A 15415-nucleotide genomic window follows, 5' to 3' on the forward strand; every position below is an offset into this window, starting at 1 on the left:
CCTATGCCGGAAATCCGCCACTCTGACGCCTCGACCGGAATCCTGCCGATTCCCGCCGGCGGCGAGGTCGACGCGCACTGGCACGACCAGCACCAGATCGTGTACGCCGGCCAAGGCGTCCTGTCGGTGACCACGGACGCCGGCAGCTGGATCGCCCCAGCCAACCGAGCCATCTGGATCCCGGCCCGCACAGTCCACGAACACCGCGCGTACGGCGACACCGCCCTACACACCATCGGCCTGACGGACAACCCGCTAGCCCTCGAGGCACCATCCGCCCTCGTCGTGAGCCCATTGCTGCGGGAGCTGATCCTCACCTACACCTCCGGGGACGAGGGTGAGGGACGCGCCGCCCCCGCCGACTCCACCGAGCGGGCGCGGCTGCGCGCGGTGCTGCTGGACCAACTGAAGCGCTCACCCCAGCGCCCTACCTACCTGCCCGCTCCGCGCGACCCCCGCCTGGCCGCACTCTGCGAACTCCTGCACAACGACCCATCCGACAACCGCACCCTCACCGAGCTCGGCGCTCACGTTGGCGCGAGCGAACGCACCCTCAGCCGACTCTGCCGCTCAGACCTCGGCATGACCTTCCCGCAGTGGCGCACCCAGCTCAGACTGCACACCGCGCTGAGACTGCTCGCAGCCGGCGACTCAGTGACTCGAGTAGCCCACCAAACCGGCTGGGCGTCGACCAGTGCGTTCATCGACACCTTCAAACGGTCCTTCGGTCACACCCCAGGCGCCAGCAGAGCCTGATCGAGGATGCGGCTCCACTGCCGCACAATCCCGCGCCGCCGCGCACTGTCATCCGACAGCAGATCAGCCAGCCCCAGCCCCCGAGCCATATCCAACACCCCCTGCACCGTCTCCCGTACGCCGGGAGTCCGCTCCGAAACGTCCAGTACGTCGAGCAGCGCCCGGTGCGCTCGCCGCCCAACCCGCTCTTCCAGCCGAACGATCTGCGCCCGCAGCGCCTCTTCAGTCGACGCCGCCACCCACAAATGCAGCGCAGCCCGGAACAGCGGCCCGGTGTAAACATCCACCAACATGCTCACGATCGCCTCAGTCCGCCCCGGCCCGGTAGGCAACACAGCAGCCCGGATCTCCGCCAGCCGCACCTCGGTCATGTACTCGACCGCAGCCGCGAACAGATCCGCCCGCGTCGGGAAGTGGTGCTGGGCAGCACCACGCGACACCCCGGCCCGGGCCGCGACCACGGCCACCGTGGTCGCGGCGTACCCGACCTCGGCGAGTGAATCGACCGCGGCCTCCAGCAACCGCTGCCGGGTGGCCCGGCTGCGGTCCTGTTGGGGTGCTCGGAGTGCATCACTCACGGGCGGCCTCGCGCGCTCTGAGCTCACGCCGCAGGATCTTCCCGGAGGCAGCCTTCGGTACCGCCTCGATGAACTCCACCTGCCGCACCTTCTTGTACGGCGCCACCCGCGCGGCGACGTACTCGAGCACGTCGGTCTCGGTCAGCCCCGACCCCGGCATCGGTACGACGAACGCCTTCGGGACCTCGTTGCCCTCCAAAGCGACCCCGATCACCGCCGCATCCGCGATCCGCTCGTCGGTCAGCAGCACGGCCTCCAGTTCGGCCGGCGCCACCTGGTAGCCGTGGTACTTGATCAGCTCCTTGACCCGATCGACGATGTGCAGGTAGCCGCGCGCGTCCATCCGCCCGAGATCGCCGGTGTGCAACCAGCCCTCGCGATCGATGGTCGCGTCGGTCTCGCCCGGCCGGCCCAGGTACCCCTTCATCACCTGCGGCCCGCGGATCCAGATCTCGCCGACCTCGCCATCCGCAACATCGTTGCCATCGGCACCGACCACCCGCTGTTCGGTGGACGGGAACAGCTTGCCGACGGCACCAGGCGGCGGCTCCGGGTCGTCCTGCGGTACGGCGTGCGTCCCCGGCGACAACTCGGTCATCCCGTAGCACTGCAGCACGCCGTGCAGTCCGAGCCGCTTCGCACACGCCTCAGCCAACTCCGCGTCCAGCGGAGCCGCCGCGGACGTCAGATACTTCAGCGCCGACAGGTCCACGCCGTCCACCGCCGGATGCTTAGCCAGCGCCAGCACGATCGGCGGCGCGACGAACGCGCGGGTGATCTTCTGCTCGTCGAGCGTGGTCAGGAACTGCTGCAGCTCGAACTTCGGCAGTACGACGACTGTCACGCCGAAGCGGAACGGCAGATTCATCAGCACGGACTGCCCGTAGATGTGGAAGAACGGCAGGATCGCGATGATCCGCTCACCGTCCTCCATCGCGAACGTCGCCTCGGCCTGGACGAGGTTCGTCGCGATGTTCCGATGGGTGAGCATCACACCCTTGGCCGAACCGGTCGTGCCGCTCGAATACGGCAGCACCGCGACATCTTCAGCCGGATTGATCGTGACCGAAGGCTCCGGTGCGGTCGACGCGACCAGCTCCATCACCGAGCGGTAGCCCTCGGCCTGGTCACAGACGAAGATCTCCGTGACGTCCGTGCCCTCGATCGCTGCCGTGGCGGCCGGCAGGAACAGCGAAATCGTCACCAGCAACTTCGCCTTCGAGTCGACGAGTTGCTTGCGTAGTTCGTCGGCCGTGTAGAGCGCGTTGACCGTGGTCACGGTCGCGCCCGCGCGGGTGGTGCCGTAGAAGACGACCGGGTAGAGGATCGTGTTCGGGCTGTAGAGCGCGACCACGTCACCCTGGCGGATCCCGAGCTCAGCCAGACCGGCCGCGACTCGGCGCGTCATGTGGTCGAGTTGGGCGTAGCTGATCTCGCGGCCGCTGACCGCGTCGACAAGCGCCGCGCGGTCGCCGTACTCCTGGGCGCGACCGAGCACGGCGTCGTGCAGCGGGACGTCGACAACCTCGACGGGCGGGAACTCGCTGGTGATGATCATCGGGGGCGGCCTCTCTCAGTAGGACTTGGGCAGGCCCAGGCTGTGCTGGGCAACGAAGTTGAGGATCATCTCCCGGCTCACCGGCGCGATCCGGGCCGCGCGCGCCGCCGTCGAGAGCGCAGCGACGCCGTACTCCTTGGTCATGCCGTTTCCGCCGAGCGACTGGACCGCCTGGTCGGTGGCGCGGACCGCGACCTCACCCGCGGCGTACTTCGCCATGTTCGCGGCCTCACCCGCGCCCAGGTCGTCACCGGCGTCGTACAGCGCGGCGGCCTTCTGCATCATCAGGCGGGCCAGTTCGAGCTCGATCTTGATCTGAGCGAGCGGGTGCGCGATCGCCTGGTGGGCGCCGATCGGCGTGTTCCAGACCTGGCGTTCCTTGACGTAGGCGAGCGCCTTGCCGAGCGCGTGCCGGGCGATCCCGATCGCGAAGGCCGACGCCATGATCCGCTCCGGGTTCAGCCCCGCGAACAGCTGCATCAGCGCCGCGTCCTCGGACCCGACCAGCGCCTCGCGCGGCAGCTGGACATCATCCAGGAACAGCGTGAACTGCTTGTCCGGGCTGATCAGATCCATCTCGATCTGCTGGAACTCGACCCCGGCCGCGTCGGTCGGCACAACGAACAACGCCGGCTTCAGCTTGCCGGTCCGGGCGTCCTCGGTCCGCCCGACCACCAACATCGCCTGCGCGACATCCAGTCCGGAGATGAAGACCTTCCGTCCCGACAACGCCCAGCCGTCCTCGGTACGGCGGGCAGTCGTGGTGATGTTGTGCGAATTCGACCCCGCGTCCGGCTCGGTGATCGCGAACGCCATCGTCGTCGACCCGTCGGCCAGTCCCGGCAACCACTGCTGCTTCTGCTCAGCCGTGCCGAACCGCGTGATCACGGTACCGACGATCGACGACGACACGACCATCATCAGCAACGGACAACCCGCCGTACCGAGCTCCTCCAGCACGATCGACAGATCGCCCATCCCGCCGCCACCGCCGCCGTACTCCTCCGGGAGATTCACGCCGAGGTAGCCGAGCTTCCCCGCCTCGGCCCACAGCTCGCTGGTGTTCCCGCCACTGCGCGCCTGCTTGTCGAACCACTCGTAGCCGTACTTCTTCCCCAGCTCGCCGACCGCCTTGCGCAAGGCTTGACGCTCTTCGGACTCTGTATAGAAGCTCATGCTTCCTCCCCAACGACAGCCAGTACGGCGCCGACCTCGACCTGTTGACCCGCTTCGACATTGAGCTCACCGACAACGCCGTCAGCCGGCGCGGCGATCGTGTGCTCCATCTTCATCGCCTCCAGCCACAACAGCGGCTGCCCCTGCTTGACCACCTCACCAACCTGCACCCCGACCCGGATCACCGTCCCCGGCATCGGCGCCACCAACGACCCCGCCGCGACCTGCCGCGAAGGATCCACAAACCGCGGCACCGGAATCAGATTGACCGGCCCCACACAGACCAGCCCGTCGTACGCCGCCACCTCGAACACCCGCCGGACGCCGTCCACCACCAGCAGCACCCGATCCGGCGCACTCTCCACCAGCTGAATGTTGCCCGCAACAACCAACCCGTCCCGAGTCAGCCGATACTCAACGTCATAAGTGGTTTCGCCAACCCGGTAACTCTTCCGCTGCGGCTGCGAAGCCACATTCCGCCACCCACGAGGCACCCCCACCGGCCGACCCCGCCCAGCCGCATCCGCCAACGCCGCCGCCAACGCGGACAACTCCTCCGAACCACTCGACCCGCCGATCCCGTGGGTCGCGAAGAACGCGGTATCGGTATCACCAGCCAGAAACGCCGGATGCCGCAGAATCCAAGCCAGCAACGCCCGGTTGGTCCCCACCCCATGAATCGTCGCCCGCTCCAACACCCCCGCCAACCGCCGAGCAACGGCCGTCCGATCAGCGCCATAGGCAATCACCTTGGCCAGCATCGAGTCGTAGTAGGGCGAGACGACCGACCCGCTTTCCACCCCCGAGTCCACCCGCACGCTCGAATCCACCTGGAACTTGTGCAGTACGCCGGTCTGCGGTTGCCAGTCGCGGTGCGGATCCTCGGCGTACAGCCGCACCTCGATCGCGTGTCCCACCGTGGGCGGCGGCTCAGCCGGCAGTCGCGCACCGTCCGCGACCGCGATCTGCAGTTCGACCAGATCGAGTCCCGTGGTCTCCTCGGTGACCGGGTGTTCTACCTGAAGCCGCGTGTTCATCTCCAGGAAGTAGAAGTTCCCGTCCTCGTCCGCCAGGAACTCGACTGTCCCCGCACCCACATAGCTGATCGCCGCCGCGGCCTTCCGCGCCGCGTCGAACAACAGCGGCCGCATCGACGGAATGCGCTCCACCAACGGCGACGGCGCCTCCTCGACCACCTTCTGATGCCGTCGCTGGATCGAGCACTCCCGCTCCCCGACCGCCCAGATCGTCCCGTGCTGATCAGCCAGAATCTGCACCTCGATATGCCGCCCGCTCGGCAGATACCGCTCGCAGAACACCGTCCCGTCCCCGAACGCCGACAACGCCTCAGCCGACGCCGCCTCGATCTCACCCGGCAGATCCGCGAGCCGCGACACCACCCGCATCCCGCGCCCACCACCACCGGCCGACGCCTTCACCAACACCGGCAAATCAGCCTCGGAAACCTCCGCAGGCGTCAGCTCAGCCAGCACCGGAACTCCAGCAGCCGCCATCAGCTTCTTCGACTCGATCTTCGACCCCATCGACGAGATCGCGTCCACCGGCGGCCCGATCCACGTCAGCCCCGCCTCAATCACCGCCACTGCGAACCCCGCGTTCTCCGACAGGAACCCGTACCCCGGATGCACCGCATCCGCCCCCGCCCGCAGCGCCGCCTCGATCACCAGCTCCCCGCGCAGATACGTCTCACCCGGCGCGTTCCCCGGCAAGTGCACCGCCGCATCAGCCTCATCCACGTACGGCGAGTCCGCGTCCGCCGTCGAGTAGACGGCAACGGTGGAGAGCCCAAGCGACCGGGCGGTTCGGAACACGCGGCGAGCGATCTCCCCGCGGTTGGCAACAAGCACGGACGTGATCACGCGCGACTCCTGGGCTGGGGTGGACATCGGGCTCACAACCGGAAGACGCCGAAGGATGATGTGCCTTCGACTGGAGCCGAGTGGATTGCGGACAAACAGATGCCGAGCACAGTCCGCGTATCCCGCGGGTCGATCACACCGTCGTCGTACAGGCGTCCGGAGAGGAACATCGGCAGCGACTCCGCTTCGATCTGACCCTCGACGTACGCGCGCATCTTTGCGTCACCGTCCTCGTCGTACGGCATCCCCTTCGCCTCCGCGGCGGCCCGGGCGACGATCGACAGCACGCCGGCCAGCTGCTGCGGCCCCATCACCGCAGACTTCGCCGACGGCCACGCGAACAGGAACCGTGGATCGAACGCGCGCCCACACATCCCGTAATGCCCGGCCCCGTACGACGCGCCCATCAGGATCGACACGTGCGGCACCTTGGAGTTGGCGACCGCGTTGATCATCTGTGCGCCGTGCTTGATGATCCCGCCCTGTTCGTACTCCTGGCCGACCATGTACCCGGTCGTGTTGTGCAGGAAGATCAGCGGCGTATCGGACCGGTTCGCCAGCTGGATGAACTGCGCCGCCTTCTGCGACTCCTCACTGAACAACACCCCGCGCGCATTCGCCAGAATCCCCACCGGATACCCATGCACCGACGCCCAGCCCGTCGCCAGCGACGACCCGTACAGCGGCTTGAACTCGTCGAACACCGACCCGTCCACCACCCGAGCGATCACCTCCCGAGGATCGAACGGCACCTTCAGATCCCCCGGCACAATGTCGAGCAGCCCATCCGCGTCAAACAAAGGCTCCTGGTACGACGGCGCTGCCGCCGGACCGCGCTTCTTCCAGTTCAACCGCGACACGATCTGTCGCCCGAGCCGAATCGCGTCCTGCTCGTCAACCGCGAAGTAGTCCGCCAGCCCCGACTTCCGGGCGTGCATCGACGCACCGCCGAGTGATTCGTCGTCGGCGTCCTCACCAGTCGCCATCTTCACCAGCGGCGGCCCCGCCAGGAACACCTTCGCGCCACCATCGACCATCACCACGTAGTCGCTCATCCCCGGGATGTACGCACCACCCGCGGTCGAGTTCCCGAACACCAGCGCAATCGTCGGGATCCCCTCGGCCGACAGCCGAGTCAGGTTCCGGAACATCGCGCCGCCCGGAATGAAGATCTCCTTCTGCGTCGGCAGATCCGCACCCCCGGACTCGACCAAACTGATCACCGGCAACCGGTTGGCCCGCGCGATCTCGTCCGACCGCAACGCCTTCCGCAACGTCCACGGATTGCTGGCACCACCCTTCACGGTCGGATCGTTAGCGGTGATCAAACACTCGACCCCGCAGACCACCCCGATCCCGGTCACCAGACTCGCCCCGACCGTGAAGTCCGACCCCCACCCAGCCAACGGCGACAACTCCAGAAACGCCGAATCCGGATCGACCAGCAACTCGATCCGCTCCCGAGCCAGCAACTTCCCGCGCTTGTGGTGCCGAGCGACGTACTTCTCCCCACCCCCCGCCAACGCCTTACCGTGCTCAATCTCCAGCGCCGCCAACTTCTCGAGCATCGCCGAGCGATTAGCGTCCGAAGGATCGGAGGGCGTGGTCGGCGTGTTTTCGGACGTTGTGGTCATGCGGTGAACCCCAGTCGTTTGGCGGCCAGGCCGGTGAGGATCTCGGTGGCGCCGCCGCCGATGCCGAGGATGCGTTGGTCGCGGTACTGGCGCTCGATCTCGGACTCGCGCATGTAACCGAGCCCGCCGTGCAGTTGGAGCGCCTGGTCGCACACCCACTGGCCGGTCTCGACCGCGGTGTTCTTCGCGAAACACGTCTCCGCGATCACGTCGTCGCCGCGCTCGGCCCGTTCCGCGACGTGGTGCACATACACTCGCGCGACGTCGATCCGGCGAGCCATCTCGGTCAGCGTGTGCTGAACCGTCTGCCTCGAGATCAAAGGCCGCCCGAACGTCTCCCGATCCCGGCACCACTGCACGGTGAGGTCGAGCGCGCGCTGCGCGCCGGCGTACGCCTGGACGGCGAGCGTGAGTCGCTCGGCCACGAAGTTCACCGCCAGCTGGACGAATCCTGAGCCCGGCGCGCCGACGAGGTTCTGCACCGGTACCCGGGCGTCGGTGAAGCTCAGTTCAGCAGTGTCCGAGCAGAGCCAGCCCATCTTCTCCAGCTTGCGCGACACCTCGAACATCCCGGGTTCCAGCACCAGCAGGCTGACCCCGTGCGCACCCGCACCCTCCGTGCGGACGGCCGTGGTGACGAAGTCCGCGCGTACTCCTGAGGTGATGTAGGTCTTCGCGCCGTTCACCACGAAGAAGTCACCATCGCGTACGGCGGTCGTCCGGATCGAGGCGACATCGGACCCACCACCAGGCTCGGTGATCGCGAGCGCCCCGATCAGCTCCCCTTCGAGCGTTGGTCGCACCCAACGGTCGATCTGCTCTTGATTGCCTGCAGCAACGATATGCGGTACGGCGATCCCACACGTCAGCAGCGATGCGACCAGTCCACCGGATCCACCGGCGTAATGCATCTCCTCGACCACCGCGAGCATGTCGTGCAACGACCCACCACCGCCGCCGACCGCCTCTGGAAACGCAACCCCGAGCAACCCGAGCTGACCGGCCTTCTTGTGCAATTCCCGCGGCAGTTCGCCGTCCCGCTCCCACTGATCCAGCTGCGGCAAGACCTCCGCTGCCATGAACCGTCGCACGCTCGCTCTGAAGTCGTTCACAGCAACATCTCCGGGATGTCGACATATCGAGAACGCAGCCATTCGCCGACCGCCTTGGCCTGCGGATCGAACCGCGCCTGCGCGGCGACCCCCTCACCCAGCAACCCCTCGACGACGAAGTTCATCGCGAGCAGGTTGGGCAGCAGGTACCGCGTCACGGTCAGTTCGGCAGTCTCCGGCAGCAACTCCTGGAACAGCTCGACAGTCAGCGTGTGCGCCAACCACCGCCACGCCTTCTCGTCGCGCACCCACACCCCGACGTTCGCGTCGCCGCCCTTGTCACCGGACCGCGCCCCCACGAGCCGCCCGAGCGGGACCTCCCGCGTCCGCGGCCGACCGGTCGACGCCAGTGACGGCAACGGGATCGGCAGCCCTGCATCCTCAGCCGGGGTCAGCGGCTGCGTCTCCGCCGCGGGTTCGATGACCACCCGCGCCCCGTCGGGCAGTACGACGACGTGCTCGACCTCGTGGATGTCGACGTACCCGGCCTGGAAGACGCCGCACGGCGATCCGTCGCCCGGCGGCGCGACTGCGTGGAACCCGGGGTAACTCGACAACGCCAGCTCGACCGCCGCACTGGAGAATGCGCGCCCGACCACCTTCGGATCCGGGTCCTTCACCGCGCAGCGCAGGAAGACGCTGGCCTCCTCCTCGGAGTCCGCGTTCGGCTTCTCAGTCCAGGCCAGCGTCCACTGCATTTCCGCCGGCTGCTTCGCGAGCCCACGCTCAAGCTGCGCCTTGACCAGCTCGGCCTTCTCCTCGAGTTGCAGGCCGGTCAGCACGAAGTTCACCTCGTTGCGGAACCCGCCCACACTGTTCAACGACACCTTGTACGTCGGCGGCGGAGCCTCACCACGCACCCCACTGATCCGGATCCGGTCGGCGCCGTCTTCACTGAGCTCGATCGTGTCGAGCCGCGTGGTCACGTCCGGACCCGCGTACCGGGCACCCGTGATCTCGTACAGCAACTGCGCTTTGATCGTGTCGATCGTGACCGCGCCACCGGTCTTGTCGTGTTTGGTGATCACGCTGCTGCCGTCCGCATGGATCTCGGCGATCGGGAACCCCGGTCGGCCGAGATCGCGGATCTCGCTGAAGAACGAGTAGTTGCCGCCGGTCGCCTGACAACCGCACTCGATCACATGCCCGGCGACGACCGCGCCCGCCAGTTCGTCGTACTGGTTCCGCTTCCACCCGTGGTGTGCGGCCGCCGGCCCGACGATCACCGAGGCGTCGGTGACACGACCAGTCACGACGACATCAGCACCCGCCTGCAGCGCTTCGGCAATTCCCCAGGCACCGAGATAGGCGTTGGCCGTCAACGGCGTACCGAGATCGAGCTCGGCGGCTCGAGCGAGCAGATCGTCACCTTCGACGTACGCGATCTTCGGATGCAGGCCGAGCCGGTCTGCGAGTTCTTGGATCGCCTGCGCGAGGCCGGCCGGGTTCAGTCCACCGGCATTGCTGACGATCTTCACGCCACGGTCGAGTGCTTCGCCCAACCCACTCTCGAGCTGCTTCAGGAACGTCCGCGCATACCCGAGCGACGGATCCTTCAGCCGATCCCGCCCAAGGATCAACATCGTCAACTCAGCCAGGTAGTCCCCGGTCAACACATCCAGCGGCCCACCAGTCAACATCTCCTGCACAGCACTAAACCGGTCCCCATAGAACCCGGAAGCATTCCCAATCCGAAGAGGCGCGCTCACGTGAACTGCCCCGGCTCGCGCCCCTTACCTGGCAACCCCGCGAACGCCTGCACGATGCCCAACCACTCGTCCGCATCCGCGCCCTCCGCAACCACGGCCAGGTCGTCGCGGTGCCGGCGCTGGGTTGCGAGCAGGCAGAAGTCCAGGGCCTGTCCGCTCACTCGCTGCGCCGCATCCTCCGGCCCCCAGCTCCACACATCCCCATCCGGCCCGACCAGCTCGACCCGAATCTCGACGTCCGGCGCCCTCCGCCCATGCAGCAAGTACGCGAACCCACGCGTCCGCACCGCCAAGTGCGCAACATGCCGCAGTCGATTACTCGGCGGCCGCCGCACCCCGAGCGCATCAGCCACGTCCTGCCCGTGCGCCCACGTCTCCATCAGTCGCGCGGTCGCCATCGAGGTAGCACTCATCGGCGGTCCGAACCACGGGATCTTCTCCCCGGCCGGCACCCCCTTCAGCGCCTCCGCCAGGTCCGCCCGCGACTCCCGCCAAAGGACCAGCAGCTGATCCGGCGGCAACGCAGCACCCTCGGCCGCCGCATCATCGACGTACCCTGTCGGATTGGTCGCCCCGACCTTCACCAGCTCCGCAAACCCCTCCGGCTCCGCCGCCGCCAACCGCGCAGCCTCATCCGTCCAGGCCAGATGCGCAATCTGATGCGCGATCGTCCAGCCGTCGGCCGGCGTCGGCTGAGACCACTCGTCGGCGGCCAAACCACCGACCAGCCGATCCAGCTCAGCACTCTCGGCCCACAGATCCGCCAGCACTTCGTCTACTTGCACGCCGCACTCCCAGGGGGTGGAGATCGTGCCACCGAGACTGACACGGTCAGCAAAAAGAATCAAGCGTGCTTGTTTTCTGGATCGAAACTTCTTCGGTGGTCTAGTGCGGCTGTCTTCGACAGTCGTGGAAAGGCTTTCGGTGGGGGATGCTGGAGTGTTACCCAAGAGGCATGCATGGTTCGCTGCCGGGGAAGGCCGCCGAGATCCGGGCGTTGTTGCTGAGTTTGATCGACACGCTGCCGGAGGGCGCTGCGCTGCCGCCCGAACGGGAGCTGGCCGTGCGCTGGAACGTGGCACGGATGACGTTGCGTCGTGCCGTCGACGAGCTCGTGATCGAAGAGCTGCTGGTACGGCGGCATGGCAGCGGCACGTACACGACTCGTCCGAAGGTGGCGCGCTGGCTGGGGATGATCGGGTTCTCCGAGGACATCCGCCGGCGCGGGATGCGTCCGGGCACCACCATGCTCGAGTTCCGCCATCAGAAGGCGGAGCGAGCGGCCGCGCGGCGGCTGCGGATTCCGGTTGGTGATCCGATCATCGCGTTCACCCGGCTGCGGCTCGCGGACGACTTCCCGATGGTTGTCGAGCGGACCACTTTGCCCGCGGCGTACGTGCCGGGGGTGGAGGCCGAGGACCTCAACGGTTCGCTCTACGACCTGCTCACCAACCGCTACGGCATCGACGTGGTCAGCGGGACCTCGCGCCTCGAACCCGTCATGCCCGACGCCAAGACCGCCGGCTGGCTCGACATCCCGGTCACCCAGCCCTGCCTGGCCACCCATGGCATCAGCTTCGACAGCCGCGACCGCGTCTTCGAGTACACCTCGGCCCTCTACCGTGGCGATCGCTACGCGTTCACGACCGAACTCCGGATGACGCAAACACCAAGGTCGCGCGCCACGAGTTTCTAAATGTCGAGGACGTCCGACCCGCTCCGACGTCGCCGACATGATCGAGAAAAACCTGCAACTCGCCGACGGCCGGACACTGCATGTGTACGACGCTGGGTCGGACGGCATACCCGTGATCTGGAACCACGGCACCCCGAACGTCGGCGCCCCACCCGAACCGCTCTTCGCGGCGGCCGAACGCCGAGGCCTCCGCTGGATCTCGTTCGACCGCCCCGGCTACGGCGGTTCGACCCCCGACCGCGGACGCACGGTGGCTTCGGTCGCCCATGACACCGAGCGGGTGGCGGACGCACTCGGACTCAATCGGTTCGCGGTCGTCGGCTACTCCGGTGGCGGAACCTTCGCGCTGGGGACGGCCGCCGTACTCGGTGATCGGGTCCGCGCGGTCGTCACGCTGGCCGCGATCGCGCCGTACGGGGCTGAGGGGTTGGACTGGTTCACCGGCATGGTCCCGTCGGGCATCGCGGCCCTCGGGAGCGCAGCGGCCGGTGCCGAGGTGCGCGCCGCCTTGCACGACTCGGGTTTCGAGTACGACGCCGGCTTCGCCGCTGCCGACCACCGCCTTTTCGACGGCCCATGGGGTTGGCTGGGCAAGGTCGCCGGCCCCGGCCTCGACTCCGGTCCGTACGGCCAGATTGACGACGACGCGTCGTACACGCGCCCCTGGGGCTGCGACCTCAAGACGATCACAGCGCCAATCCTCCTGCTGCACGGAACCGCGGACCGCATCATCCCGCCCTCACACGGCAGCTGGCTCGCCACGCACCTCCCGACGGCAACCCTGCAGATCCACGATGGCGCGAGCCACTTCACGATTGTCGAGCACGCGGAGGAGGGGCTCGAATGGCTGGCAGCGCAGAACTGACGCCTTACGTGATCGAGGTCCCGGAGGAGCAACTCACCGACCTCCGCCGACGACTGGCCGGCATCCGGTCGAGGCTCGAGCCGGACCTCCAGAAGCTGGTCGACTACTGGCGTGACGACTATGACTGGCGCGCCTGGGAGCGACGGCTGAACCAGTATCCGCAGTACACGACCACGATCGACGGGACGAATGTCCACTTCCTGCACGTGCGCTCACCCCGGCCGAACGCGTTCCCGCTGATCCTCTCGCACGGCTGGCCGGGTTCGATCGTCGAGTACGTCGACGTGATCGGCCCGCTGACCGATCTCGGCTACGACCTCGTCATCCCGTCCCTGCCCGGCTACACGTGGTCGGGTCCGACGCCAGACCGCGGCTGGGGACCACGCCGGATCGCTCGCGCCTGGGCGACGCTGATGGAACGCCTGGGCTACCACCGGTACGGCGCGGCCGGCAACGACTGGGGTTCGCACATCGCCCCGGAGCTCGGCCGAGTCGCGCCGGACGCAGTCACCGGCGTACACGTCACCCAGCTCTTCTGCTTCCCCGAAGGCGAGTGGCTCGCCTACCCGCCCAGCGTGGAACCCGACCGCACGGCGTTGAGCGCCGCCGACCGAGAAGCCCTCGACGGCCTGCGTGATCTCCAGCGCTCATCCAGCTGCTACGCCCACGTCCACGCCCAACGCCCGCACGTCCTCGCAACCGCCCTGAACGACTCGCCAGTCGGTCTCCTCGACTGGAACCGCCAGGTCATGGGCGACCTCGACCCCGACACCCTCCTCACCCACATCACGTCGTACTGGCTCACCGGCACAGCAGCCTCCGCCATGCAGCTCTACGCCGAGTACTCCCGCCAGCCACCCCCCGGAGCCCCAACCACAGTCCCCTTGGCCGTCTCCTCATTCCGCGACGACCTAGACCCGATCCGCGCCTACGCCACCCGAGACCACGCCAACATCACCACCTGGACCCAACACAACACCGCCGGCCACTACGCCGCCCACCAAGCCCCCGATCTCCTCATCGAAGACCTCCACACCTTCTTCACCACCCACCGATAGCTGGCGCACCACCACCTGCCACGAACCCCGCAGTTGCCGGGGGTGTGAACAGGACATCGTGGCCTTGAACAAGGTATGACCTGTTCAAGGCCCCCGTGCGGGGTATGCACCCCCGAGTTATGTCCCGTCGACGCACTCCCCACACTCGGCGATCACACCGGCCGAGCCCCGGCTATCGCAGGTGCCCCCGCTCAGAGGGCGGAGGTGGTGGGGGTGGAGTTGATGCGCGCCAGCAGTTGGCTCCGGGCGTGGTCGGTGGCGGTGGCTATGGCGCCTACCAGGGAGGCTCGGTCGCCGAGGGTGGAGCGGATGACGGCTACGGGGACTGGGAGGGTGGCGGCTAGTTCGGCTACTCGCGCGGCTAGGAGTTCGTTGTCGCCGATGCCGCCGGTGAGGATGACGGTCTCGGGGTCGACGATGGCGCTCAGAGCAGCGACGATCTCGTGGATGCGGCGGCACTCGTCCTCGACCAGGGAGAGCGCGTAGTCGTCACCGGCGCGCGCTCGATCGAAGAGGTCTTGCACGTCACGCAGGGCTGGGTCGAGGGCACGCGCCTCGCGCAGAAGGGCGAGACCACCCGCCTCATCCGGTTCGGCCGGCGTACCGCGGCGGGCGTGTGTTGTCGGCAGGAAGCCAACCTCACCAGCAGCGCCATGAGCACCGCGCAACAGCGACCCGTTGTGCATGATCCCGGCACCGACACCCGCGCCGATCGCGATCACCGCAAAGGTCGACAGCGCACACCCCGCCCCATGCCGGTGCTCACCGATCGCGGCCAGGTTGACGTTGTTCTCCAGCAGCACCGGCCCGTCGATCCCCGCGGCCAACTGCGAGTACAGGTCGTACGGCGTCTCCTGCCCAAGGTTCCACGCATACCGAACCATCGGATCGTTGGTCAGATTCACCGCACCCGGCGTGGACACCCCAGCAGCCAACAGCGGTACGCCGGACCGTCCGGCCTCAGCTCGTGCTTCCGCCAGCAGCTCAACCGCCTGCCGTACGACGCTCTCCGCGCCCTGCGCCTGAGTAGCGCGCTTCAGCTCAACCAGCGGCGTCCCGCTGACATCACACACGGCGACCCGGAGATTCGTGCCGCCGATGTCGATCGCCGCAACACAGCCTGCGGCGGAAGGAACGCCGTACAAGGTGGCAGTCCGCCCAGGCAACCCGCTGCGTTGACCGAGTGACTCGACCAACCCGAGCGCCTCGAGCCGCTCGACAGCAGCGAAGACCGTGGGACGAGAGAGCGCGCACGCGACTGCGAGCTCGGAGCGCGTCTGCGGTCCGGACTGCGCGAGCAGGCGTGCGAGGACCACGCTCGCGCTCGGCGTACCGCCGACAACACGGTTCACACATCACCTCAGCAGAGTTCTTGACTCCCTCGTCAGCCCTG

At 67.6% G+C, this 15415-nt stretch carries 13 protein-coding genes; 4 read left to right on the forward strand and 9 right to left on the reverse strand.

Annotated elements, in window-relative coordinates; translation table 11 throughout:
- The first annotated feature begins 3 nt into the window (after positions 1 to 3).
- Positions 4 to 756: an AraC family transcriptional regulator gene (locus ACFTSF_RS00815; protein ID WP_380151836.1), complete on the forward strand. Its 753-nt coding sequence runs from the start codon at positions 4 to 6 to the stop codon at positions 754 to 756.
- On the opposite strand, the gene ACFTSF_RS00820 is transcribed toward ACFTSF_RS00815, so the two are convergent.
- From ACFTSF_RS00820 to ACFTSF_RS00855, 8 genes are read right to left on the reverse strand one after another with little or no spacing between them, the layout of a single operon-like run.
- Complete coding sequence (locus ACFTSF_RS00820; protein ID WP_380151837.1) at positions 729 to 1334, reverse strand: TetR family transcriptional regulator; 606 nt, start codon at positions 1332 to 1334, stop codon at positions 729 to 731. The genes ACFTSF_RS00815 and ACFTSF_RS00820 overlap by 28 nt on opposite strands.
- Positions 1327 to 2892, reverse strand: coding sequence for an AMP-binding protein (locus ACFTSF_RS00825; protein ID WP_380151838.1), 1566 nt, complete (start codon positions 2890 to 2892; stop codon positions 1327 to 1329). Before ACFTSF_RS00825 ends, ACFTSF_RS00820 begins: the two co-directional genes overlap by 8 nt.
- Positions 2893 to 2907: 15 nt before the next feature.
- Positions 2908 to 4068 carry an acyl-CoA dehydrogenase family protein gene (locus ACFTSF_RS00830; RefSeq protein WP_380151839.1) on the reverse strand — a complete coding sequence of 387 codons (1161 nt, stop codon included), beginning with the start codon at positions 4066 to 4068 and terminating at the stop codon, positions 2908 to 2910.
- On the reverse strand, positions 4065 to 5948 hold the full coding sequence (locus ACFTSF_RS00835; RefSeq protein WP_380151840.1) for a biotin carboxylase N-terminal domain-containing protein: 1884 nt from the start codon (positions 5946 to 5948) through the stop codon (positions 4065 to 4067). Before ACFTSF_RS00835 ends, ACFTSF_RS00830 begins: the two co-directional genes overlap by 4 nt.
- Positions 5949 to 5980: 32 nt before the next feature.
- Positions 5981 to 7582: an acyl-CoA carboxylase subunit beta gene (locus ACFTSF_RS00840; protein WP_380151841.1), complete on the reverse strand. Its 1602-nt coding sequence runs from the start codon at positions 7580 to 7582 to the stop codon at positions 5981 to 5983.
- Positions 7579 to 8694, reverse strand: a complete 1116-nt coding sequence (locus ACFTSF_RS00845) for an acyl-CoA dehydrogenase family protein (protein WP_380151842.1) — start codon at positions 8692 to 8694, stop codon at positions 7579 to 7581. The genes ACFTSF_RS00840 and ACFTSF_RS00845 overlap by 4 nt, the downstream gene beginning before the upstream one ends.
- The gene (locus tag ACFTSF_RS00850) at positions 8691 to 10403 is read right to left on the reverse strand and encodes an acyclic terpene utilization AtuA family protein (RefSeq protein ID WP_380151843.1); all 1713 of its coding nucleotides are present in this window, start codon (positions 10401 to 10403) and stop codon (positions 8691 to 8693) included. Before ACFTSF_RS00850 ends, ACFTSF_RS00845 begins: the two co-directional genes overlap by 4 nt.
- Positions 10400 to 11188, reverse strand: a complete 789-nt coding sequence (locus ACFTSF_RS00855) for a TIGR03084 family metal-binding protein (RefSeq protein ID WP_380151844.1) — start codon at positions 11186 to 11188, stop codon at positions 10400 to 10402. The genes ACFTSF_RS00850 and ACFTSF_RS00855 overlap by 4 nt, the downstream gene beginning before the upstream one ends.
- A gap of 170 nt (positions 11189 to 11358) precedes the next feature.
- On the opposite strand from ACFTSF_RS00855, the gene ACFTSF_RS00860 reads away from it, so the two are divergent.
- Genes ACFTSF_RS00860 through ACFTSF_RS00870 form a run of 3 tightly spaced genes read left to right on the forward strand, consistent with a single transcriptional unit; the run spans position 11359 to position 14022 of the window.
- Complete coding sequence (locus ACFTSF_RS00860) at positions 11359 to 12099, forward strand: GntR family transcriptional regulator (protein WP_344161023.1); 741 nt, start codon at positions 11359 to 11361, stop codon at positions 12097 to 12099.
- Positions 12100 to 12136: 37 nt separating this feature from the next.
- On the forward strand, positions 12137 to 12964 hold the full coding sequence (locus ACFTSF_RS00865; protein WP_380151845.1) for an alpha/beta fold hydrolase: 828 nt from the start codon (positions 12137 to 12139) through the stop codon (positions 12962 to 12964).
- Positions 12943 to 14022, forward strand: a complete 1080-nt coding sequence (locus ACFTSF_RS00870) for an epoxide hydrolase family protein (protein WP_380151846.1) — start codon at positions 12943 to 12945, stop codon at positions 14020 to 14022. The genes ACFTSF_RS00865 and ACFTSF_RS00870 overlap by 22 nt, the downstream gene beginning before the upstream one ends.
- A gap of 191 nt (positions 14023 to 14213) precedes the next feature.
- Here the strand turns inward: ACFTSF_RS00870 and ACFTSF_RS00875 are convergent, their stop codons facing one another.
- Positions 14214 to 15374, reverse strand: a complete 1161-nt coding sequence (locus tag ACFTSF_RS00875) for an ROK family protein (RefSeq protein ID WP_380151847.1) — start codon at positions 15372 to 15374, stop codon at positions 14214 to 14216.
- Between the last annotated feature and the right edge of the window lie 41 nt (positions 15375 to 15415).

The organism is Kribbella sp. NPDC056951 (assembly GCF_042674205.1).
In the GTDB taxonomy this organism is placed as follows: domain Bacteria; phylum Actinomycetota; class Actinomycetes; order Propionibacteriales; family Kribbellaceae; genus Kribbella; species Kribbella yunnanensis.